The sequence below is a fragment of the Streptomyces sp. NPDC002276 genome (assembly GCF_053891435.1).
In genome coordinates this window covers 220,618-243,371 of record NZ_JBSFCQ010000014.1, presented here as the reverse complement: position 1 = coordinate 243,371, position 22,754 = coordinate 220,618, and the positions used below count along the sequence as shown (strand labels likewise).

The 22,754-nt window shown below is 67.8% G+C and carries 20 protein-coding genes and 1 tRNA gene; 3 read left to right on the top strand and 18 right to left on the bottom strand.

The annotated features are described in order from the left end of the window. Nucleotides 1-50 precede the first annotated feature (50 nt). The 11 genes from ACWIHT_RS32125 to ACWIHT_RS32075 all read right to left on the bottom strand — a co-directional run bounded on the left by ACWIHT_RS32125 (nt 51) and on the right by ACWIHT_RS32075 (nt 13,645). Nucleotides 51-3,950: a DNA-directed RNA polymerase subunit beta' gene (locus tag ACWIHT_RS32125; protein ID WP_456171783.1), complete on the bottom strand. Its 3,900-nt coding sequence runs from the start codon at nt 3,948-3,950 to the stop codon at nt 51-53. A gap of 94 nt (nt 3,951-4,044) precedes the next feature. Next, a complete protein-coding gene (rpoB, locus tag ACWIHT_RS32120) occupies nt 4,045-7,530 on the bottom strand; it encodes a DNA-directed RNA polymerase subunit beta (RefSeq protein WP_200710702.1) in 3,486 nt (1,161 codons plus the stop codon). A 548-nt stretch (nt 7,531-8,078) separates the two neighbouring features. Beyond that, nucleotides 8,079-8,462, bottom strand: a complete 384-nt coding sequence (gene rplL / locus ACWIHT_RS32115; protein ID WP_262064007.1) for a 50S ribosomal protein L7/L12 — start codon at nt 8,460-8,462, stop codon at nt 8,079-8,081. A 124-nt stretch (nt 8,463-8,586) separates the two neighbouring features. After that, complete coding sequence (gene rplJ / locus ACWIHT_RS32110) at nt 8,587-9,117, bottom strand: 50S ribosomal protein L10 (protein ID WP_033279978.1); 531 nt, start codon at nt 9,115-9,117, stop codon at nt 8,587-8,589. Between the two features lie 166 nt (nt 9,118-9,283). Further along, a complete protein-coding gene (locus tag ACWIHT_RS32105) occupies nt 9,284-9,538 on the bottom strand; it encodes a hypothetical protein (protein ID WP_456171782.1) in 255 nt (84 codons plus the stop codon). Between the two features lie 195 nt (nt 9,539-9,733). Beyond that, entirely contained in the window at nt 9,734-10,675 is a 942-nt protein-coding gene (locus ACWIHT_RS32100; RefSeq protein WP_456171781.1) for a hypothetical protein, read from the bottom strand. A 158-nt stretch (nt 10,676-10,833) separates the two neighbouring features. Further along, entirely contained in the window at nt 10,834-11,559 is a 726-nt protein-coding gene (gene rplA, locus ACWIHT_RS32095; RefSeq protein WP_200710700.1) for a 50S ribosomal protein L1, read from the bottom strand. A gap of 77 nt (nt 11,560-11,636) precedes the next feature. After that, nucleotides 11,637-12,071, bottom strand: a complete 435-nt coding sequence (gene rplK / locus ACWIHT_RS32090) for a 50S ribosomal protein L11 (RefSeq protein WP_019072313.1) — start codon at nt 12,069-12,071, stop codon at nt 11,637-11,639. A 153-nt stretch (nt 12,072-12,224) separates the two neighbouring features. Then, a complete protein-coding gene (gene nusG, locus ACWIHT_RS32085; RefSeq protein ID WP_456171780.1) occupies nt 12,225-13,091 on the bottom strand; it encodes a transcription termination/antitermination protein NusG in 867 nt (288 codons plus the stop codon). Between the two features lie 78 nt (nt 13,092-13,169). Further along, the gene (gene secE / locus ACWIHT_RS32080) at nt 13,170-13,457 is read right to left on the bottom strand and encodes a preprotein translocase subunit SecE (protein WP_019055477.1); all 288 of its coding nucleotides are present in this window, start codon (nt 13,455-13,457) and stop codon (nt 13,170-13,172) included. A 115-nt stretch (nt 13,458-13,572) separates the two neighbouring features. Further along, a tRNA-Trp gene (locus ACWIHT_RS32075) sits at nt 13,573-13,645 on the bottom strand. A 259-nt stretch (nt 13,646-13,904) separates the two neighbouring features. On the opposite strand from ACWIHT_RS32075, the gene ACWIHT_RS32070 reads away from it, so the two are divergent. Then, nucleotides 13,905-15,131 carry a pyridoxal phosphate-dependent aminotransferase gene (locus ACWIHT_RS32070; protein ID WP_456171779.1) on the top strand — a complete coding sequence of 409 codons (1,227 nt, stop codon included), beginning with the start codon at nt 13,905-13,907 and terminating at the stop codon, nt 15,129-15,131. Between the two features lie 130 nt (nt 15,132-15,261). After that, nucleotides 15,262-16,329 carry an adenosine deaminase gene (locus ACWIHT_RS32065; RefSeq protein WP_456171778.1) on the top strand — a complete coding sequence of 356 codons (1,068 nt, stop codon included), beginning with the start codon at nt 15,262-15,264 and terminating at the stop codon, nt 16,327-16,329. Here the strand turns inward: ACWIHT_RS32065 and ACWIHT_RS32060 are convergent. Both ACWIHT_RS32060 and ACWIHT_RS32055 read right to left on the bottom strand, forming a co-directional pair. Then, nucleotides 16,283-16,948 carry a hypothetical protein gene (locus ACWIHT_RS32060; protein WP_456171777.1) on the bottom strand — a complete coding sequence of 222 codons (666 nt, stop codon included), beginning with the start codon at nt 16,946-16,948 and terminating at the stop codon, nt 16,283-16,285. The two genes, ACWIHT_RS32065 and ACWIHT_RS32060, sit on opposite strands and share 47 nt — an antisense overlap. A 24-nt stretch (nt 16,949-16,972) precedes the next feature. Beyond that, the gene (locus ACWIHT_RS32055) at nt 16,973-17,593 is read right to left on the bottom strand and encodes a TetR/AcrR family transcriptional regulator (RefSeq protein WP_456171776.1); all 621 of its coding nucleotides are present in this window, start codon (nt 17,591-17,593) and stop codon (nt 16,973-16,975) included. A 104-nt stretch (nt 17,594-17,697) separates the two neighbouring features. Here ACWIHT_RS32055 and ACWIHT_RS32050 point away from each other — a divergent pair, with 104 nt between their 5' ends. After that, on the top strand, nt 17,698-18,330 hold the full coding sequence (locus tag ACWIHT_RS32050) for an NAD(P)-dependent oxidoreductase (protein ID WP_456171775.1): 633 nt from the start codon (nt 17,698-17,700) through the stop codon (nt 18,328-18,330). A gap of 19 nt (nt 18,331-18,349) precedes the next feature. Here the strand turns inward: ACWIHT_RS32050 and ACWIHT_RS32045 are convergent, their stop codons facing one another. From ACWIHT_RS32045 to ACWIHT_RS32025, 5 genes are all read right to left on the bottom strand, one after another. Next, nucleotides 18,350-19,405 (bottom strand): UDP-N-acetylmuramate dehydrogenase, encoded by a 1,056-nt coding sequence (locus ACWIHT_RS32045; RefSeq protein ID WP_456171773.1) that lies wholly within the window; start codon nt 19,403-19,405, stop codon nt 18,350-18,352. Nucleotides 19,406-19,569: 164 nt separating this feature from the next. Further along, nucleotides 19,570-21,024 (bottom strand): DHA2 family efflux MFS transporter permease subunit, encoded by a 1,455-nt coding sequence (locus tag ACWIHT_RS32040; RefSeq protein ID WP_456171772.1) that lies wholly within the window; start codon nt 21,022-21,024, stop codon nt 19,570-19,572. Between the two features lie 96 nt (nt 21,025-21,120). Then, nucleotides 21,121-21,693, bottom strand: coding sequence for a TetR/AcrR family transcriptional regulator (locus ACWIHT_RS32035; protein ID WP_456171771.1), 573 nt, complete (start codon nt 21,691-21,693; stop codon nt 21,121-21,123). Nucleotides 21,694-21,852: 159 nt separating this feature from the next. Beyond that, complete coding sequence (locus ACWIHT_RS32030) at nt 21,853-22,281, bottom strand: MaoC family dehydratase (RefSeq protein WP_456171770.1); 429 nt, start codon at nt 22,279-22,281, stop codon at nt 21,853-21,855. Nucleotide 22,282: 1 nt separating this feature from the next. Then, on the bottom strand, nt 22,283-22,735 hold the full coding sequence (locus ACWIHT_RS32025) for an FAS1-like dehydratase domain-containing protein (protein WP_456171769.1): 453 nt from the start codon (nt 22,733-22,735) through the stop codon (nt 22,283-22,285). Between the last annotated feature and the right edge of the window lie 19 nt (nt 22,736-22,754).

Genomic DNA, 22,754 nt, shown 5'->3' with positions numbered 1-22,754 from the left:
ACGAAACGGGATGGCCGCCCTTGGTGCTCCTAGTACTTCAGAGCCAACTACTACTGGTTGTACGGACCGTAGTCGTAGTCCTCCAGCGGGACGGCCTGGCCGGAGCCCGTGCCGAACGGCGAGTAGTCGATGTCGTCGTAGCCGACGGCCGAGTACATCGCGGCCTTGGCTTCCTCGGTCGGCTCGACCCGGATGTTGCGGTAGCGGGACAGACCCGTACCGGCCGGGATGAGCTTACCGATGATGACGTTCTCCTTGAGGCCGATCAGGGAGTCGGACTTGGCGTTGATCGCCGCGTCCGTCAGCACCCTGGTCGTCTCCTGGAAGGACGCCGCCGACAGCCAGGACTCCGTGGCCAGCGAGGCCTTGGTGATACCCATGAGCTGCGGACGACCGGAGGCCGGGTGACCGCCCTCCTGCACCACACGACGGTTCTCCTGCTCGAAGCGGGAGCGCTCGACCAGCTCGCCGGGCAGCAGCTCGGCGTCGCCGGACTCGATGATCGTCACGCGGCGGAGCATCTGCCGGATGATGATCTCGATGTGCTTGTCGTGGATCGACACACCCTGCGAGTTGTAGACCTTCTGGACCTCGCCGACCAGGTGGACCTGGACGGCACGCTGACCCAGAATGCGCAGCACGTCGTGCGGGTTGGTGGCACCCACGGTGAGCTTCTGGCCCACCTCGACGTGCTCGCCCTCGCTGACCAGCAGACGGGCACGCTTCGAGATCGGGAACGCCGTCTCGTCGCTGCCGTCGTCCGGGGTGACGACGATCTTCTTGGTCTTCTCGGTCTCCTCGATCCGCACGCGGCCCTGGGCCTCGGAGATCGGGGCGACACCCTTCGGCGTACGAGCCTCGAAGAGCTCGACGACACGGGGCAGACCCTGGGTGATGTCGTCACCGGCCACACCACCGGTGTGGAAGGTACGCATCGTCAGCTGCGTGCCGGGCTCACCGATGGACTGGGCGGCGATGATGCCGACCGCCTCACCGATGTCGACCAGCTTGCCGGTGGCCAGCGAGCGGCCGTAGCACATGGCGCAGGTGCCGACGGCGGACTCGCAGGTCAGGACCGAGCGGGTCTTGACCGTCTCGATGCCGTGCTTGACCAGCTCGTCGATGAGGACGTCGCCGAGGTCGGTGTTGGCCGGGGCCAGCACCTTGCCGTCGACGGTGATGTCCTCGGCCAGCGCACGGGCGTACACGCTGGTCTCGACGTTCTCCGCCTTGCGCAGGACACCGTCCGCGCCGCGCTCCGCGATGTGCAGCTTGAGGCCGCGGTCGGTGCCGCAGTCCTCCTCGCGGATGATGACGTCCTGGGAGACGTCGACGAGACGACGGGTGAGGTAACCCGAGTCGGCGGTACGGAGGGCGGTGTCGGCCAGCCCCTTACGGGCACCGTGGGTGGAGATGAAGTACTCCAGCACGGACAGGCCTTCACGGAAGGACGCCTTGATCGGACGAGGGATCGTCTCGTTCTTGGCGTTCGACACCAGACCACGCATACCGGCGATCTGACGCATCTGCATCATGTTTCCTCGGGCACCCGAGTCAACCATCATGAAGATGGGGTTCGTCTTGGGGAAGTTCTCGTTCATCGCCTCGGCGACCTCGTTGGTCGCCTGGGTCCAGATCTGGATGAGCTCCTGCGTGCGCTCTTCCTTGGTGATCAGACCGCGCTCGTACTGCTTCTGGACCTTCTCGTCCTTGGCCTCGTAGCCCTTGACGATCTCCTTCTTCGCCTCGGGAACGACGACGTCGGAGATGGCCACGGTGACACCGGAACGGGTCGCCCAGAAGAAGCCGGCCGCCTTCAGGTTGTCGAGCGTCGCCGCCACGATGACCTTGGGGTAGCGCTCGGCCAGGTCGTTGACGATCTCGGAGAGCTGCTTCTTGCCCACCGAGTAGTCGACGAACGGGTAGTCCTCGGGCAGCAGCTCGTTGAAGAGCGCGCGACCCAGGGTCGTACGGAGGCGGAAGGTGTCACCCTGCTGCCACTCGGGCTCGCCCTCCTCGCGGACCGGCGGCACCCAGCCACGCGGCGGGATGGTGCCCACCGGGAAGCGGATGTCGACGGCCGACTGGAGCGCCAGCTCGCCGCCGTCGAACGCCATGGTCGCCTCGGCCGTGGAGCCGAACGCGCGGCCCTCGCCCTTGACGTCACGGAGCTCGCCGTCAGTGGTGAGGAAGAACAGGCCCAGCACCATGTCCTGGGTCGGCATGGTGACGGGACGACCGTCGGCCGGCTTCAGGATGTTGTTCGAGGACAGCATCAGGATGCGGGCCTCGGCCTGCGCCTCCGCGGAGAGCGGCAGGTGTACGGCCATCTGGTCGCCGTCGAAGTCCGCGTTGAACGCGGTGCAGACGAGCGGGTGGATCTGGATGGCCTTGCCCTCGACCAGCTGCGGCTCGAAGGCCTGGATGCCGAGGCGGTGCAGCGTGGGCGCACGGTTCAGCAGAACCGGGTGCTCGGCGATGACCTCTTCGAGGACGTCGTAGACGACCGTACGGCCGCGCTCGACCATGCGCTTCGCCGACTTGATGTTCTGCGCGTGGTTCAGGTCCACCAGGCGCTTCATCACGAACGGCTTGAAGAGCTCCAGCGCCATGGCCTTCGGCAGACCGCACTGGTGCAGCTTCAGCTGCGGGCCGACGACGATCACGGAACGCGCGGAGTAGTCCACACGCTTGCCGAGCAGGTTCTGACGGAAGCGACCCTGCTTGCCCTTGAGCATGTCGGACAGCGACTTCAGCGGACGGTTGCCGGGGCCCGTCACCGGGCGGCCACGACGGCCGTTGTCGAAGAGCGCGTCGACGGCCTCCTGGAGCATGCGCTTCTCGTTGTTCACGATGATCTCGGGGGCACCGAGGTCGAGAAGGCGCTTCAGGCGGTTGTTGCGGTTGATCACACGGCGGTACAGGTCGTTCAGGTCGGAGGTCGCGAAGCGGCCACCGTCCAGCTGCACCATCGGGCGGAGGTCCGGCGGGATGACCGGGACGCAGTCGAGGACCATGCCCTTGGGGCTGTTGGAGGTCTGAAGGAACGCGGACACGACCTTCAGCCGCTTCAGGGCGCGGGTCTTCTTCTGGCCCTTGCCGGTGCGGATGATCTCGCGAAGCCGCTCGGCCTCTTCATCCAGGTCGAAGGACTCCAGGCGCTTCTGAAGCGCCGCGGCACCCATCGAACCGTCGAAGTACGTGCCGAAGCGGTCCCGCAGCTCGCGGTAGAGCAGCTCGTCACCTTCGAGGTCCTGGACCTTGAGGTTCTTGAACCGGGTCCACACCTCGTCCAGGCGGTCGATCTCGCGCTGCGCACGGTCGCGCAGCTGCTTCATCTCCCGCTCGGCGCCTTCGCGCACCTTGCGGCGCACATCGGCCTTGGCACCCTCGGCCTCCAGCTCGGCCAGGTCGGCCTCAAGCTTCTTGGCGCGGGCTTCGAGGTCGGAGTCACGCCGGTTCTCGACCTGCTGACGCTCCACGGAGACATGCGCCTCCAGGGAGGGCAGGTCGCGGGTGCGGCGCTCCTCGTCGACGAACGTGATCATGTACGCCGCGAAGTAGATGACCTTTTCGAGGTCCTTCGGGGCGAGGTCGAGCAGGTATCCCAGACGCGACGGGACACCCTTGAAGTACCAGATGTGGGTGACGGGCGCGGCCAGTTCGATGTGGCCCATCCGCTCACGGCGCACCTTGGCGCGGGTCACCTCGACGCCGCAGCGCTCACAGATGATGCCCTTGAAGCGGACGCGCTTGTACTTGCCGCAGTAGCACTCCCAGTCCCGGGTCGGACCGAAGATCTTCTCGCAGAAGAGTCCGTCCTTTTCGGGCTTGAGCGTGCGGTAGTTGATGGTCTCGGGCTTCTTGACCTCGCCGTGGCTCCACTGACGGATGTCGTCAGCGGTGGCCAGACCGATCCGGAGCTCATCGAAGAAGTTGACGTCGAGCACTATGCGTCAATCCCTCTCAGGGTTGTAAGTCTTGGGGTCTGATACGGGGGTCCTGGGGCCGGAGACCTGCGCGCGGCAGGTCTCCGGACTCCCGTCAGACCTCTTCGACGCTGCTCGGCTCGCGCCGGGACAGGTCGATGCCGAGCTCCTCCGCTGCGCGGAAGACATCCTCGTCGGTGTCACGCATCTCGATGGACATACCGTCACTGGACAGCACCTCCACGTTCAGGCAGAGCGACTGCATCTCCTTGATGAGCACCTTGAAGGACTCGGGGATGCCGGGCTCGGGGATGTTCTCGCCCTTGACGATGGCCTCGTAGACCTTCACGCGGCCGGTGACGTCGTCGGACTTGATCGTCAGCAGTTCCTGGAGGGCGTAAGCGGCGCCATAGGCCTCAAGCGCCCACACCTCCATCTCGCCGAATCGCTGACCACCGAACTGCGCCTTACCACCCAGCGGCTGCTGGGTGATCATCGAGTACGGACCGGTCGAACGGGCGTGCAGCTTGTCGTCGACCAGGTGGTGCAGCTTCAGGATGTACATGTAGCCGATCGAGATCGGCTCCGGGAACGGCTCGCCGGAGCGGCCGTCGAACAGGTTGGCCTTTCCGGACGCCTGGACGAGGCGGTCGCCGTCGCGGTTCGGGATCGTGGCCTCGAAGAGACCGGAGATCTCGTCCTCGCGGGCACCGTCGAAGACCGGGGTCGCGACGTTGGTGCCCGGGGCGACCTGGTCGGCGCCGATGACCTGGAGGCGCCGCGCCCAGTCCTCGCTGAGCCCGGAGACGTCCCAGCCGCGGCTGGCGAGCCAGCCGAGGTGGATCTCCAGGACCTGTCCCGGGTTCATTCGGGACGGGACACCCAGCGGGTTCAGGATGATGTCGACCGGGGTGCCGTCCTCAAGGAACGGCATGTCCTCGATCGGGAGGATCTTCGAGATGACGCCCTTGTTGCCGTGGCGGCCGGCCAGCTTGTCGCCGTCGGTGATCTTGCGCTTCTGCGCAACATACACCCGGACCAACTGGTTGACGCCGGGCGGCAGTTCGTCGCCCTCCTCGCGGTCGAAGACGCGGACGCCGATGACCTTGCCGATCTCGCCGTGCGGCACCTTCAGCGAGGTGTCGCGCACCTCGCGCGCCTTCTCGCCGAAGATCGCGCGGAGCAGGCGCTCCTCGGGGGTCAGCTCGGTCTCACCCTTGGGCGTGACCTTGCCGACGAGGATGTCACCGGCGACGACCTCGGCACCGATCCGGATGATGCCGCGCTCGTCGAGGTCGGCGAGGACCTCCTCGGAGACGTTCGGGATGTCCCGGGTGATCTCCTCGGGGCCCAGCTTGGTGTCACGGGCGTCGACCTCGTGCTCCTCGATGTGGATCGAGGAGAGGACGTCGTCCTGTACGAGGCGCTGCGACAGGATGATCGCGTCCTCGTAGTTGTGACCCTCCCAGGGCATGAACGCCACGAGCAGGTTCTTGCCGAGCGCCATCTCGCCGAACTCGGTCGCCGGACCGTCGGCCAGCACCTGGTTGGCGACGACGCGCGCGCCCTCGTCCACGACAACCTTCTGGTTGACGGAGGTGCCCTGGTTGGAGCGGGAGAACTTGGCGAGGCGGTACGTGGTGTACGTGCCGTCGTCGTTGGCGGTGGTGATGTAGTCCGCGGAGACCTCCTGGACCACACCGTCCTTCTCCGACTTCAGGACGTCACCGGCGTCGACCGCGCAGCGGTACTCCATGCCGGTGCCGACCAGCGGCGCCTCGGACTTGATGAGGGGCACGGCCTGACGCATCATGTTCGCGCCCATGAGGGCACGGTTGGCGTCGTCGTGCTCCAGGAACGGGATCATCGCGGTCGCGACCGACACCATCTGGCGCGGGGAGACGTCCATGTAGTCGACGTCGTCACCGGGGACGTAGTCGACCTCGCCGCCGCGGATGCGGACCAGGACGCGGGACTCCTCGAAGCGGAACTCCTCCGTCAGCGGCGCGTTGGCCTGCGCGATGACGAATCGGTCCTCTTCGTCGGCCGTCAGGTAGTCGACCTCGTCGGTGACGACACCGTCGGTGACCCGGCGGTACGGCGTCTCGACGAAACCGAACGCGTTGACGCGGCCGTAGGAGGCGAGCGAGCCGATCAGGCCGATGTTCGGGCCTTCCGGGGTCTCGATCGGGCACATGCGGCCGTAGTGCGAGGGGTGCACGTCACGGACCTCGAAGCCGGCCCGCTCACGGGAGAGACCACCCGGGCCAAGAGCCGACAGACGGCGCTTGTGGGTGAGACCCGACAGCGGGTTGTTCTGGTCCATGAACTGCGACAGCTGGCTGGTGCCGAAGAACTCCTTGATGGAGGCGACGACCGGCCGGATGTTGATCAGGGTCTGCGGCGTGATCGCCTCGACGTCCTGGGTCGTCATCCGCTCGCGGACGACTCGCTCCATACGCGCCAGACCCGTACGGACCTGGTTCTGGATGAGCTCGCCGACGTTGCGCAGACGACGGTTGCCGAAGTGGTCGATGTCGTCGGTCTCGACGACGATCGTGGTGCCGTTGTCACCGACGGTCTCGGTCTCGCCGGCGTGCAGCTTCACCAGGTACTTGATCGACGAGATGATGTCCTCGACGGTCAGCACACCGGCGTCCAGCGGGGCTTCGCCGCCCAGCTTCTTGTTGACCTTGTAGCGGCCGACCTTGGCGAGGTCGTAGCGCTTCGGGTTGAAGTAGAGGTTCTCCAGAAGCGTCTGCGCGGCCTCGCGGGTCGGGGGCTCGCCCGGACGCAGCTTGCGGTAGATGTCGAGGAGCGCGTCGTCCTGGCCCTGGGTGTGGTCCTTCTCCAGGGTGGCGCGCATGGACTCGTACTCGCCGAACTCCTCCAGGATCTGCTCGGTGGTCCAACCGAGAGCCTTGAGCAGGACGGTGACGGACTGCTTGCGCTTGCGGTCGATGCGGACACCGACCATGTCGCGCTTGTCGATCTCCATCTCCAGCCAGGCGCCCCGGGAGGGGATCACCTTGGCGGAGAAGATGTCCTTGTCGGACGTCTTGTCGATCGAGGAGTCGAAGTAGACGCCCGGCGAACGGACCAGCTGCGACACGACGACACGCTCGGTGCCGTTGATGACGAAGGTGCCCTTGTTGGTCATGAGCGGGAAGTCGCCCATGAAGACCGTCTGGGACTTGATCTCGCCGGTCTCGTTGTTGGTGAACTCAGCGGTTACGAAGAGCGGGGCGGCGTACGTGAAGTCGCGCTCCTTGCACTCGTCGATGCTGTTCTTAGGAGGTTCGAAACGGTGGTCGCGGAAGGTCAGCGACATCGACCCGGAGAAGTCCTCGATCGGGGAGATCTCCTCGAAGATCTCCTCCAGACCGGACTTGGTGGGGACGTCCTGACCCGACTCCAGAGCCGCCTCGACCCGACTCTGCCAGGCGGTGTTGCCGAGCAGCCAGTCGAAGCTCTCGGTCTGCAACGCGAGCAGGTTGGGAACCTCAAGGGGCTCCTTGATCTTTGCAAAGGAGATGCGCAGCGGGGCGGTGCTGGCGCCGTTGTTCATATTCGCGGTCGAGGCAGTGCGCGAGGCGGCCAAGAGGGGGTCCTTCCGAGGGCTCGGACTCACTACGCGCGTACCGGCCCCCCACTCGCGCACAGAGACAGAAGTCCCAGGTCAGGGACGATCCGATCGTCGGTGCTAAAGCGAGGGCATGCCCCTGGTGACGGGCAGGGAGCAGCTAACAGGCAGCGCAAAGGGTCAGTGTAGCCACTTGGCGCACTGATGTCCAGCCCCGCTTTTTTGAGACCCTCGTCGTGCTCAACACCCTCGGCAAGCTCACGTCCTCAACGCGTTGATACTGCCCTCTTCGCCGCCGATCCATGCCTCGGATTCGGATCGTTGTGACGACGCGTCCTGAGAATTGCGCGCTGCGTGCGGTTCGTCAAGACCTCCATGGCCCACCCCACATGCCGCCAGGGTGCTCGGAGGCACGAAGAAGATCACCATACTCCGCGAACCCCTGGCCGCAAGGCAGCCGCTCACCCGACCCAGGAACGCCGAAGAGCGACCACCCAGATGGATGATCGCTCTTCGGTGCTTAGGCGTTACAAGGTCCTTGGGACCTCGTCCACGACCTGGAGGTGTTACTTGACCTCGACGGAGGCGCCGGCGGCCTTGAGGGACTCGGCGGCCTTCTCGGCGACGTCCTTGGCGACCTTCTCGACGACGGGCTTCGGGGCGCCGTCCACGAGGTCCTTGGCCTCCTTCAGGCCCAGCGAGGTCAGCTCACGCACGACCTTGATGACCTGGATCTTCTTCTCGCCGGCACCCGTGAGGATGACGTCGAACTCGTCCTGCTCCTCCGGGGCGTCGGCAACGGCGGCCGGGCCGGCCGGACCCGCGACGGCGACCGCGGCGGCGGCGGTGACGTCGAACTTCTCCTCGAACGCCTTCACGAACTCGGAAAGCTGGATGAGGGTCATGGTCTCGAACTCGGCGAGCAGTTCGTCCTGGGTGAGAGCCACGATGGCTTCCTTCCACTAATTTTCGGCTGGTGCCGGTGTGTACATGTCTGGCGGGCGTACGTTCGGCCCGCTACGACCGTTGCCCTGCGGCGCGGAGCCTCAGGCGGCGGTCATGCTGCGAGCCGAATTACTCGGCACCGCCCTGCTCTTCTTGCTTGGCGCGAAGGGCGTCCACCGTACGGACGAGCTTCGACGGGAGCGCCTGGAAGAGCTGCGCAGCCTGAGTCTGCTTGCCCTTGAAAGCACCCGCCAGCTTGGAGAGCAGAACCTCGCGGGACTCAAGGTCCGCGAGCTTCTTGATCTCGTCGGCGGACAGCGCCTTGCCGTCAAGGACACCGCCCTTGATGACGAGGTTCGGGTTGTCCTTGGCGAAGTCACGAAGACCCTTCGCCGACTCCACCGGGTCACCGGTGATGAAGGCGACCGCCGTCGGACCGTTGAACAGGTCGTCGAGCGTAGAGATCCCGGCCTCGTTGGCCGCAATCTTGGTCAGCGTGTTCTTCACCACGGCGTACTGGGCGTTCTCACCGAGCGAACGACGCAGCGTCTTGAGCTGCGCCACGGTGAGACCCCGGTACTCGGTCAGCACGGCGGCGTTCGAGTCGCGGAACTGTCCCGCGAGCTCGGCTACCGCGGCAGCCTTGTCGGGCCTTGCCATAGAGCGTCGGCCTCCTTCCGGGTGATGAGGACCGCTCAGAAGGGGCTGGGACAGAGAAAACGCCCCGGCGCAGGCGCACGGGGCGTAGCTCGACCGAAAACAACGTCTCCGGGAGCACATCCAGTTCACCTGCGCGGGTCGTCCACCTGTTCAGCGGATCCTTCGGTCACCGCGCCCTCTTACGAGCACACGGCAACGACCAGCGGTCTTTGGCTTCTCCCGAAGAGTACGGGACCCCCACACCCTCAAGCAAATCCGCCCGTACGGCCCAGCCCCGGGCGTCCTTCATCAGCTGGGCGAGGTCGGTGGTGCCGTTCGCGGACGGGACGGCGACCGTCATATCGAACGGGCCCTCGCCGCCCTCGGCCTCGGCGGCGGGGTTCTTGCCGGCCTCGGCGGTCCCGGCGCCGGCCGCGGCCATCCGAATTCCCTTGGCCTCAGGGCGAGTTGGGCGGCTCGGGAGCTGGTGCCGGACCCGGTCGCCGCGGGCGCCGTGTCCGTCGAGGGGTCCTCGGCGCGCTTGGAGCAGCCGACCGCTCCCCGGCGAGGAGCAGCGCGGCGAGCCCGGCACCCGATCTCTCGTGAATTCCCTAGGCCTCAGGGCGAGTTGAGCGGCTCAGGAGCTGGTGCCCGACCCGGTCGACGTGTCGGAGCTGCCCGGGGTCACGCCCTGCTTCTTCAGCAGCGACATGAAGTCCTCGGTGTCGCTCGCCGGGGGCACGGTGGCCTCGACCTTCACGCCGTAGTCGCTGTAGTAGGCGGTCTGGCTGTACTCGCCCGACGACATCTCGCCCTTCTCGACCTTCTTGACCAGCAGGTCCTGGGCGTTGATCCAGATGTCGACCTGCTCCGTGGAGACACCGGCCGAGGTGAGCTGCTTCTTCAGGCCGTCGAGCTGGCTCGCCGTGAGGTTGGAGTTCTTGGAGGCGAGGTCCGCGACGTTGACCGTGCCCGAGTAGTGCGTGGTCTGCTGGCCGCGGACCGACTCCGTACCGACCTTCTTGACGTCCCCGGAGGCGAGCAGGAGCTTCACCGACTGGTTCGGCGTGGAGTTCTGCATCTGGTCCTTGAGGTACGCGCCGGAGCTGCCGCCGAGCTTGGCGAGGTCGTCGTACGCGTACTTGATCCAGTGCTTGCCGCCGGCCTGCGCGGCGAACTTCTCGCCCATCTTGGCGTAGTAGGCGTCGGGCAGATAGCGCGCCTCCATCGAGGTGCTGCCGGCCGCGCGCATCGCGTCGGCCATCGAGCCTCCGGTGTAGTTCATCGTGAGGGTGCCGCTGATGCCGTCGCTCCAGCCGAGGTTGCCCTTGGCGTCCATGGACATCAGGGTGCCCAGGACCGTGGAGGACTCGACCTTGGCGGAGTCGGCCTTGTCCGTGGACTGCTCTGCGGTGCGCAGGGCCGCTATGGGGCTCACATGGGCCGTGCCCTTGCCGACAGTCTTGTCGTCCTTGCCGTCGCCCCCGGAGGAACCCGTGGAACTGCAAGCGGCCACCGAGGCCAGCGCGGTCCCCAACGCGATCGAGAGACCCATCCTGCGCACGGTCCTGCTCTTCATCCGTCCCCCACCCCTAAACGATTGCTGTGCCTGTCCCAAACGCTAGCGCAGAGCACTGACACCCCGTACGAAAGAGGACGAGCCCCGCACCTCGAAGGTTGCGGGGCTCGTCCAATTCTGACGCGTACGCGACGCGGCTACCGGGGTGAGCGCGGGGCTCAGACGGCGGCCGGGTCCTCCTCGACGAGGAGGTTGCGGGTGCGGTTCGGGTCGAGCGGAATGCCGGGGCCGATCGTGGTGCTGATCGCGGCCTTCTTGATGTAGCGACCCTTGGCGGCGGACGGCTTCAGACGGAGGATCTCCTCCAGGGCCGCGCCGTAGTTCTCCACCAGCTGGGTGTCGTCGAAGGACGACTTGCCGATGATGAAGTGCAGGTTCGAGTGCTTGTCGACTCGGAACTCGATCTTGCCACCCTTGATCTCGGTGACAGCCTTGGCGACGTCCGGGGTCACGGTGCCGGTCTTGGGGTTCGGCATGAGACCACGGGGACCGAGCACGCGGCCGAGGCGGCCGACCTTGCCCATGAGGTCCGGGGTGGCGACGACGGCGTCGAAGTCCAGCCGGCCCTTCGCCACCTCGTCGATGAGTTCGTCGGAGCCGACGATGTCGGCGCCCGCGGCGGTCGCGGCCTCGGCACGGTCACCGGTCGCGAAGACCAGGACCCGGGCGGTCTTGCCGGTGCCGTGCGGGAGGTTCACGGTGCCGCGGACCATCTGGTCGGCCTTGCGCGGGTCGACACCCAGGCGGAAGGCGACCTCGACAGTGCCGTCGAACTTGGAGGTGGAGGTCTCCTTGGCGAGACGGACGGCCTCAAGCGGGGCGTAGAGCTTGTCCCGGTCGATCTTGGCGTCCGCAGCGCGGAGAGACTTGCTGCGCTTGCTCACTACTGCTCCTGATGTGTTCTGAGGAGTCGTGGTACGGACCGAGCGGGTCCCACCACAATCACTTCTGCGGGTGAAGGTCAGCCCTCGACCGTGATGCCCATGGAACGGGCGGTGCCGGCGATGATCTTCGACGCGGCGTCCAGGTCGTTGGCGTTCAGGTCGGGGAGCTTGGTCGTGGCGATCTCGCGGACCTGCGCCTGGGTGATCTTGGCGACCTTGGTCTTGTGCGGCTCGCCGGAGCCCTTCTCGACACCCGCGGCCTTGAGGATCATCTTCGCGGCCGGCGGAGTCTTGGTGACGAAGGTGAAGGAGCGGTCTTCGTAGACCGTGATCTCCACCGGGATCACCCAGCCACGCTGCGACTCGGTCGCCGCGTTGTAGGCCTTGCAGAACTCCATAATGTTGACGCCGTGCTGACCGAGCGCGGGGCCGACCGGCGGGGCCGGGTTGGCCGCACCGGCGTTGATCTGGAGCTTGATAAGCCCCGTGACCTTCTTCTTCTTGGGAGGCATTCCGGGTCCTCTATCTTCGTTGGTCTTCGCTGTGCCCGACAGAAGCCAGGCAACCGCACCACGATAAGGGACATCGTGGCGAGGCGTGAAACCGAGCAGGTCAGGCCAGCTCCGGAAGAGCCGACCTGACCTGGACGGAAGCTGTGTGACGTGCTAGTTCTTCTGGATCTGGTCGAACGACAGCTCGACCGGCGTCTCGCGGCCGAAGATCTCGACGAGACCCTTGACCTTCTTCGAGTCGGCGTTGATCTCGTTGATGGTCGCCTGGAGCGTCGCGAACGGGCCGTCGGTGACGGTGACCGAGTCACCGACCTCGAAGTCCAGCACCTGGACCTCGACCTTGCGCTGCGGAACCGGCTTGCCCTCGGCCTCGGCGGCCTCGCGGGCGGCCTTCTCCTCGGCCTCCGGGGCGAGCATCTTGACGATCTCGTCCAGGGTCAGCGGGTACGGGTCGTAGGCGTTGCCCACGAAGCCGGTGACGCCGGGGGTGTTGCGGACGACGCCCCAGGACTCGTTCGTCAGGTCCATGCGGACCAGGACGTAGCCCGGGAGCTTGTTCTGCTTGATGGTCTTGCGGTCGCCGTTCTTGATCTGGACGACCTCTTCCTGCGGCACCTCGGCCTGGAAGATGTAGTCCTCGACGTTGAGCGAGACGGCGCGCTGCTCCAGGTTGGTCTTCACGCGGTTCTCGTAGCCAGCGTACGTGTGGATGACGTACCACTCGCCGGGCAGGAGACGCAGTTCCTCGCGCAGGGCGACCACGGGGTCGACGGGCTCGGCCGGTTCGGCCTCTTCCTCGTCGTCCTCGGCCGTGGCTTCGTCGTCCTCGTCATCGAGGTCCTCGGTCGCTTCCGCGTCCTCGTCCTCGACGTGCAGGGCGGCTTCCTCGGCGGGCTCGCCCGCGTCGGCATCCGCAGCCTCGACCTCGTCCAGGTCCTCGTCCGCGCCCTCGACGATGTCGAGTTCGTCTTCCACGGACTCGTCCGGCTCGACGGCCTCGTTCAGCTTCGGGTCAGACACGGTGGCTGCTTCTTCCTGGATACATGGGGGTGGAACACGCGAAAGGGGCGCCGGTCAGGGCGCCCTTCGCTTCCGGCCTCAGCCGAAGACGTATTTCGCGGCGTGATTCAGTCCGTAGTCAATCACGGTCACCAGACCGATCATGATGACGACGAAGACGATCACGACGGTCGTGTACGTCGTCAGCTGGTTGCGCGTCGGCCAGACGACCTTGCGGAGTTCCGCGACGATCTGGCGATAGAAGATGCCGAGTCGCTTCAGCGGGCCCTTCTTGGCGCGCTTGCCGCCCTTGCGGGCCTTCTTCTTGGACTCCGACACCTCGTCCTGGGCATCAGGCATGTCGATGGAGCCCACGGCGTCCGCCATTCATCCTCACCTGTTCCCGGGTCGTGGCCGTGCCGCGCCCGGTCTGAGCCGCACGGCGGTGCATTGCTGTACGTACATGCGCTGCGCACACATCTCTTGGTGAAGGTGTGTGTAGCAGGGCCGGAGGGACTTGAACCCCCAACCGCCGGTTTTGGAGACCGGTGCTCTACCAATTGAGCTACGACCCTTTGTGACATCCCCAACGTACCGCATCCACCCGGGTGCTCGGTGTGCACCAAGTAGGGCGCGGCTGCTGAAGGCCAACGAGGTAGGAGTGTACGTGGTCCTGGGGCGGCCGTCGAACAGAAAGTGCCTGTACGGGGATTGCCGACGGAAGATCGTCCAGGCGGGAGCGGGAATCCGGACGGTTGTTCAGTGCCCGCCCGATCCTGTTCAGTCTGTGAAACCGGTGTGCCGGGCGGGTTTCCGGTCTGAAACGATGGACCCATGAGCGCCTCAATCCCTCCCACCGAGCGCCGGGTCTCCGCCCGAGTCGGCGCGATCTCCGAGTCCGCCACCCTCGCCGTGGACGCCAAGGCCAAGGCCCTCAAGGCCGCCGGACGTCCGGTGATCGGCTTCGGCGCGGGTGAACCGGACTTCCCGACTCCGGACTACGTCGTCCAGGCCGCGATCGAGGCCTGCTCGAACCCCAAGTACCACCGCTACACCCCGGCCGGCGGTCTGCCGGAGCTGAAGGCCGCGATCGCCGCGAAGACGCTGCGCGACTCGGGCTACGAGGTGGACGCCTCCCAGATCCTGGTCACCAACGGCGGCAAGCAGGCCATCTACGAGGCCTTCGCCGCGATCCTCGACCCGGGCGACGAGGTCATCGTCCCCGCGCCGTACTGGACGACGTACCCGGAGTCGATCCGTCTCGCGGGCGGTGTCCCCGTGGACGTCGTCGCCGACGAGACGACCGGATACCGCGTCACCGTCGAGCAGTTGGAGGCGGCCCGCACCGAGAACACCAAGGTCGTCCTCTTCGTCTCGCCGTCCAACCCGACCGGCGCCGTCTACAGCGAGGCGGAGGCCGAGGCGATCGGCCGCTGGGCCGTCGAGCACGGCCTGTGGGTCATGACGGACGAGATCTACGAGCACCTGGTCTACGGAGACGCGAAGTTCACCTCGCTGCCCGCGATCCTCCCCGAGCTGCGCGACAAGTGCGTCGTCGTCAACGGCGTCGCCAAGACGTACGCCATGACCGGCTGGCGGGTGGGCTGGATCATCGGCCCTAAGGACGTCGTCAAGGCCGCGACCAACCTCCAGTCGCACGCCACGTCGAACGTCTCGAACGTCGCCCAGGTCGCCGCGCTGGCCGCCGTCTCCGGTGACCTGACGGCCGTGGCGGAGATGCGCGAGGCCTTCGACCGCCGCCGCAAGACGATCGTGCACATGTTGAACGAGATCGACGGCGTGGTCTGCCCGGAGCCCGAGGGCGCGTTCTACGTCTACCCGTCGGTCAAGGCGCTGCTCGGCAAGGAGATCCGCGGCAAGCGTCCGCAGGACTCGGTCGAGCTGGCCGCGCTGATCCTGGAGGAGGCCGAGGTCGCGGTCGTCCCGGGCGAGGCCTTCGGGACCCCCGGTTACCTGCGGCTGTCGTACGCCCTGGGTGACGAGGACCTCGTCGAGGGCGTCAGCCGCATCCAGAAGCTGCTCGCCGAGGCCCAGGACTGACGTTTTTCGTGCTCCACGCGTGCGTGCGGGCCGTTTCCCTCCGGGAAGGCGGCCCGCTGCTGTGTGCGAGCAAGACCACTATCGGGGAAATTGGTACCGGCACGGCGGGAACGTACGGCAGGATTCCCGGATGGAGCGTGTACGTGATGTCTCTGAACTGCCGAAAGCCCATCTGCACCTGCACTTCACCGGGTCGATGCGGCCGACCACCGTGCTGGAGCTGGCCGACAAGTACGGCGTACGCCTGCCGGACGCCCTGACCGACGCGCTGACCAGCGGGGAGCCGCCGAGACTGCGGGCGACGGACGAGCGGGGCTGGTTCCGTTTCCAGCGGCTGTACGACGCGGCGCGGTCGTGTCTGCGGGAACCCGAGGACATCCAGCGGCTGGTGCGCGAGGCCGCCGAGGAGGACGTCAGGGACGGCTCGGGCTGGCTGGAGATCCAGGTGGACCCGACGTCGTACGCGCCGCGCCTGGGCGGGCTGATCCCGGCGCTTGAGGTCATCCTCGACGCGGTGGAGACGACCTCCCGCGAGACCGGGCTCGGGATGCGGGTGCTGGTCGCCGCGAACCGCATGAAACACCCCCTGGACGCCCGCACGCTGGCCCGGCTGGCGGTGCGGTACGCGGACCACGGGGTGGTCGGTTTCGGCCTCTCGAACGACGAACGCCGGGGTATGGCACGGGACTTCGACCGGGCCTTCGCGATCGCCCAGGAGGGCGGCCTGCTGTCCGCCCCGCACGGCGGTGAACTGGCGGGCCCGGCCTCGGTGCGGGACTGCCTGGACGACCTGCACGCGACCCGGATCGGCCACGGGGTGCGCGCGGCGGAGGACCCGCGGCTGCTGAAGCGGCTCGCCGACCGGGGCATCACCTGCGAGGTCTGCCCCGCCTCGAACGTGGCGCTGGGCGTCTACGAGAAGCACGAGGACGTGCCCCTGCGGACCCTCTTCGAAGCGGGCGTCCCACTGGCGCTCGGCGCCGACGACCCCCTCCTGTTCGGCTCCCGGCTGGCGGCCCAGTACGAGATCGCCCGCCGGTACCACGCCTTCTCGGACCGCGAACTGGCCGAACTGGCCCGGCAGTCGGTACGGGGATCGGCGGCCCCGGAGGACATGAAGACCAAGCTGCTGTCGGGCATCGACGACTGGCTCAGCGCCCCGGTCGCTCGAAGTGGGCGTAGGGCAGATACGGCTTGAAACCGATCAGGACCTCGGGCGGGTGCCCAGCCCCGCGCGTGGGCTCCAGTTCGTACTGAAGGCCGGCCATGAACGCCGACTTTCCCTTGACGACCCGCTTGTCCCGCGGCCCGAAGCCGGCCGCGTAGGCGAAGGCGGTGGCCGCATAGGAGAACGCCTCACGGCCGCCGATGAGGAAGTACGTCCGCGCGTGCGTGGTGTGCCGCAACAGCCCACGGTCGTACGGCCGCTCCAGCCACGCGCGCGCGTGCCGCTCGGTACGGGCCTCGTCCGTGCGCACGGTGAGCGGTGTGCCGCGCCCCAACGCCCGCCTCATTTCGGGCCACTTGGAGGGCCGCAGCCCCACCTCCGAGTGCGCCAGCACCAGATCGACCAGCTCCCCGCACCCCTCGTCGGGCGGCACGCAGTCCCGCAGCGGAACGTGCACGATGGTGTGCCGCGAGCAGGCGGCGAACGAGAACAGCCCCGCGAGCCGGCTCAGCCCGTCGTGGTCCCCCACGAGCATCCCGATCGGCGCCGGCTCACGCAGTGAGGTGTGGCGCAGCGGTTGCCTGGGCTGGACGACCCGGTGTTCGTGGGGGCCGGTCCTGGGCCTGAACTGGGTCAGCCTCAGCTCCACTTGGCGTGCCTCATACGGCAAGGATCACGGCCCGGAGGGGTCCTCGGCAACGGAGATTCCGCCCAGCAGCGTCCTGGCGATGCGTGGCGCGAACTCGTCCACGGGCGGGCGTACGCCGGTCTGTGTCGCCGCGTAGGCGAACACGCGCTGTGCGCAGGCGCCGAGGAGGAGGGACGCGGCGGCGAAGGTGTCCACGTCACGGCGGACGCAGCCGGCGGTCTGTTCGGCGCGGAGGTAGGCGTCGAGGGCCTCGATCGGCTTGTGGGGGCCGGAGCCGAGCTCTCTCAGTGCCTCGTCGTGGCGTCGCTTGAGCTGGGTCTCGGCGTACAGGGAGGCCGCGATCGGGAAACTCTGCTCGTAGAAGAGGGCCGCCTGGCGGGCGATCTCGGTGAGGTTGTCCTCCAGGGAGTGCTGTCCGGGCTCGGCGGCGAGGCTGTGCAGCAGCGGGGTCAGCTGCGGCAGCCGTTCGGAGAGGACGCTGATGAACAGCTCCTCCTTGCTCGCGAAGTACTTGTAGAGCGCGGCTTCGGAGCAGTCGGCGGCCTTCGCGATCTCCTTGGTGGTCGCCCGGGCCAGCCCGACGGTGAACATCAACTCGTGGGCGGCGTCGAGGATGCGGACCCGGGCGGGCTTCGAGGATTCCATGACGGGTCCGTTCGGGCTTGACGAGTGGGTGAGTACTTACCCACTCTAGAGGGAGGCAGGGGTGAGTAAATGCTCACCCACCCCGTGAGGCTGAGGAGCAGGCCATGAAGCTCACCGTTTTCGGTGCCACGGGAGGCATCGGTCAGGAGATCGTCCGCCAGGCGCTGGCCTCGGGTCACCGGGTGACAGCGGTCGTCCGGGATCCCGCGCGGCTGGCCGTGCGGGGCGAGGGCCTGGAGGTGTTCCGCGCGGACCTCACCGACCCGGAGGCGCTGCGCCCCGCGGTCGCGGGCCGGGACGCGGTCCTCTCGGGGCTCGGTGCCCGCAGTCGCAAGGACGCCGGCGTCTCGACCCGGCTCACCCGGACGGTTCTGGCGGCCATGGAGGCGGAGGGGGTGCGCCGGGTGCTGGTGGTGAGCGCCGGTCCGGTCGGCCCCGAACCGGCGGGCGCCGGTCTCCTCGACCGCACCGCGCGCGGGCTGATCTCGGCGCTCCTGAAGGACGTGTACGCCGATCTGCGGGAGATGGAGGCGGAGTTGGCCCGCAGTACGACCGACTGGACGTCGGTCCGCCCACCGCGCCTGCGGAACAAGCCGGTGACCGGCACGTACCGCACGGTCGTGGGCGGCTTCCCGGACAAGGGCCGGTTCATCGCCCGCGCGGACGTGGCGCACGCGATGCTGGCGATGACCGACGATCCGGGGACGGTCAAGCAGGGGGTGGGGGTGGCCTATTGAGCCCCTCCGGAGGGCGCTGTCAGAGGCTGACGCCGACCGTCACCGGCTCGTTGACGAGGGTGATCCCGAAGGTGTCGTGAACGCCGGTGACGACCTCGCGGGCCAGGGCGAGCAGGTCGGCGGTGGTCGCCTCGCCGCGGTTGGTGAGGGCGAGGGTGTGCTTGGTGGAGATGCGGGCGGGCCCGCTGCCGTAGCCCTTGGTGAAGCCCGCCTTGTCGATCAGCCAGGCGGCGGAGGTCTTGGTGTGTCCCTCCCCCGCCGGATAGGCGGGCGGCTCCGCGCCCTCTCCGAGGTGCTCCCGCACGCGCGCGTGGAACGCGGTGAACTGCTCCTCGGTGAGGATCGGGTTGGTGAAGAAGGAACCGGCCGACCAGGTGTCGTGGTCCTCCGCGTCCAGGACCATGCCCTTGCCGGCGCGCAGCGCGAGGACGGTCTCGCGGGCCCGCGCGAGCGGCACCCGGTCGCCGGGCTCGACGCCGAGGGTGCGGGCCGTCTCGGCGTACTTGACCGGCGCCGACAGCCCGTCCGCGTCCTCCAGCTGGAAGCGGACACGCAGTACTACGTAGCGCTCGGGTTCGGCCTTGAAGCGGCTGTGGCGGTACGAGAAGGCGCACTCCTCGCTGGTGAGGGTGACCGTCGCGCGGGTGGTGCGGTCGTAGGCGACGACCTCGGTGATGGTGGCGGAGACCTCCTGGCCGTACGCCCCCACGTTCTGGATCGGGGTCGCGCCCGCCGAGCCGGGGATCCCGGCGAGGCACTCGATTCCGGCGAGTCCGGCCTCCACTGTGCGGGCGACGGCGTCGGTCCACACCTCGCCGGCGGCCAGCTCCAGCCGTGTGCCGTCGAGGGCGAAGCCGCGGGTGGCGATGCGCAGGGCGGTGCCTTCGAACCCCTTGTCCCCGATGACGAGGTTGGACCCGCCCCCGATGACGAGCAACGGCGTCCCGGTGTCGTCGGCCGCGCGGACGGCGTCGATCACCTCGGCGTCGGTGCCTGCGGTGATCAGGCGTGTCGCGGGACCGCCCAACCGGAAGGTGGTCAGCGGGGCGAGGGGAGCGTCGTGGAGTTCCTGCACGGGGCCAAGACTACGAGACGGGACTGACAACGCCGGGCGCGGTGGGGTGGCGCGCACGCGCGCGTGGGGCCCCACCGGTGTTGGTGGGGCCCCACGCGCGCGTGCCGGTCGTTCCTTCCCGGTCGTGCCGGTCGTTCCTTCCCGGTCGTGCCGGTTGTTCGTGCTCAGCGGCCGGCCGACTCCATGACCGACTCGGACCCGGCGCTGTCGGCCGACTCGGCCACCTTCACGAGCTCCGCCGCGCGGCGCCGCGTCGGGATCAGCAGGGTCGCGATTCCGGCGAGGGCGACCACTCCCGAGCCGGTGACCAGCGCGGGCTTCAGTCCGTCGACGAAGCTCTGTCCGGTCTCGTAACCGCCCTGCGCCGAGAAGATCGACGCCATGATCGCGATGCCGAGCGCGCCGCCCACCTCGCGGAGCGCGTTGTTGGCGCCGGAGGCGATGCCCTGTTCCGAGGGGCGGACGCTGGACATGACCAGGTTGGCGGCCGGTGCGAAGAACAGGGCCATGCCGATCCCGCTGAGGATGAGGCCGGGCAGCTGGGCGGCGTAGGAGACGTCGGTGGTGACGATGTACGCCATGTAGCCGAGCCCTGCGGCCTGGAGGAAGAGGCCGGCGGCGACGACCGGGCGGCCGCCGACGCGGTCGGACAGGATGCCCGCGACGGGTGCGACCAGCATCGGCATACCGGTCCAGGGGAGCATCCGCAGGCCCGCCTCGGTGGGCGAGTAGCCGAGGACGCCCTGCATGTACTGGCTGAGCAGGAAGATCGACCCGAACATCCCGAGGAACATCAGCAGGCTCGCCGCGTTGATCCCGGAGAAGGCGCGGGAGCGGAACAGCCGCATCGGGAGCATGGGGTTCTTGGCGTTGACGCTGTAGAGGACGAAGCCGGCGAACAGCGCGCTCCCCGCGAACAGTCCGGTGAGGACGAGCGGGCTGGCCCATCCGTCGGCGGGGCCGCGGACCAGGCCGTAGACGATCCCGAAGAGGCCGCCGCTGACGAGGAGGGTGCCGGGGAAGTCGAGCGGGGCGCCGGTGCCGTGGGACTCGGAGAGGCGGAGGCGGGCGAGCGGGATCAGGGCCAGGCCGAGCGGGACGTTCAGCCAGAAGATCCAGTGCCAGGAGACGTGTTCGGTGAGGCTGCCGCCGATGAGCGGTCCGGAGGCGACGGCGAGTCCGTTGACGGCGCCCCAGATGCCGTAGGCCATGCCGCGCTTGGCGGCGGGTACGGCCGCGGTGAGCAGGGTCAGTGTCAGCGGCATCATGATCGCCGCGCCGACGCCCTGGACCGCGCGGGCCGCGATCAGGGAGTCGATGCCGGTCGCCATGGCCGCGGCGGCGGAGGCGCCGGTGAATATGGTGATGCCGACGAGGAAGAGCCGGCGGCGGCCGAACCGGTCACCGAGGGCCGCGCCGAACATCAGCAGGACGGCGAAGGTGAGCGTGTAGGCGCTCACGGTCCACTCCAGGTCGCCGAGCGCGCCTCCGAGGTCCTTGCGGATGGAGGGCAGGGCGGTGGTGACGACGAGGTTGTCGAGGGCCGCCATGAATCCGGCGACGCTGGTGATGACGAGGGCCCAGACCATGCCCCCGCGCGGTGCGGTCTGTTCTGACATCGCTCCCCCAGTGTGGGTGATCGCTACCGATGATTAGTTATTGATGACTAACTTTGACGCTCATGAAAAGGCGCGGAATCCGCCCCTTGCCCGCCGCTACGACTTCTCCAGCCGACCGGTGACACGGGCCTCCGGGTACATCCCCTCCCAGACCCTGTGCTCGGGCGGGAAGCCCATGGCCGCAAGGGTGTTGATCAGCATTCCGTGCGCCATGAAGGTCGCGGTGTCGTTCACGTCCGCACCCATGGACAGATGCACGATGTCCCAGAGCCGCATCCAGCCTTTGCGTACGGCCTCGCCGAACTCGTGGTCGCCCTCCGCCTCGGCGGCGGCCACCGTGATGTACGTCTGCATCTGCATCTGGAGCTTCTCGGGATGCTCCGTGATGAGCCGCACGTAGGCGTCGGCCATGGCGTGCACGGCCTCTTCGCCCTCCAGCCCCTTGGACGACTCCTCGATGACCCGGCACACGTCCTCGACGCACCTGATCGCCGCCGCCGCGAACATCGCCTTCTTGCCCGGGAAGAGCCGGAAGAGATACGGCTGCGAGACACCGACGCGCTTGGCGATCGCCTCCGTGGAGGTGCCGTAGTACCCCCGCTGCGCGAACTCGGTGATCGCCGCGCGGATGACGCTCTCGCGCCTCTCTTCTGCGCTCATCCTGACCATGCGAGAAAGTTAGTACTCAATCACTAACTTGGTCAAGGGGTGTGGGGCACGGCACACGGGCGGACCGCGCGGTGTCACTGCAAGTCACCAAGTCGGCCCAGGCCGACCGACAGGTAAGGGGCGCCCGCAATGGCGGACGCCCCTTACCTCGGCTCACGTTCACGCCAGTCGTACGACGGCTCGTGACATCCCGAGCACCTTCTGGCCGGCGCTGGTCGCCACGAGGTCCACGCGGACCGTGTTGTCGTCGAGCTTGGCCGCGACCTTGGCGCTGACCTCGACGGTCGCGCCCTGGTCGTCGTTCGGGACGACGACGGGCTTGGTGAAGCGGACGCCGTACTCGACGACCGCGCCCGGGTCGCCGGTCCAGTCGGTGACCACGCGGATCGCCTCGGCCATGGTGAACATGCCGTGCGCGATGACGTCCGGGAGCCCGACCTCCTTGGCGAACTTCTCGTTCCAGTGGATCGGGTTGAAGTCCCCGGAGGCACCCGCGTACTGGACGAGGGCGGCGCGCGTCACGGGGAAGCTCTGGGCCGGCAGCTCGGTGCCGACCTCGATGTCGTCGTACGCGATCTTCGCCGTCATGTCAGTTCCCCTCCGCCGCGCGGGACACGAGCTTGGTCCAGGCGGTCACCACGTGCTCGCCGGCCTCGTCGTGGACCTCGCCGCGGATGTCCAGGATGTCGTTGCCCGCCATCGACTTGATCGCCTCGATCGTGGAGGTGACCCTCAGGCGGTCACCGGCGCGCACGGGACGGACGTAGACGAACTTCTGGTCGCCGTGCACCACGCGGTTGTAGTCGAGGCCGAGTTGCGGGTCCTGGACGACCTGTCCCGCGGCCTTGAAGGTGATGGAGAAGACGAAGGTCGGCGGGGCGATCACATCGGAGTGTCCGAGCGCCTTGGCGGCCTCCGGGTCCGTGTATGCCGGGTTGGCGTCCCCCACCGCTTCCGCGAACTCACGGATCTTCTCCCGGCCCACCTCGTAGGGGTCGGTGGGCGGGTAGGTCCGCCCCACGAAGGACTGGTCGAGCGCCATGACTCGGCACCTCCTGATG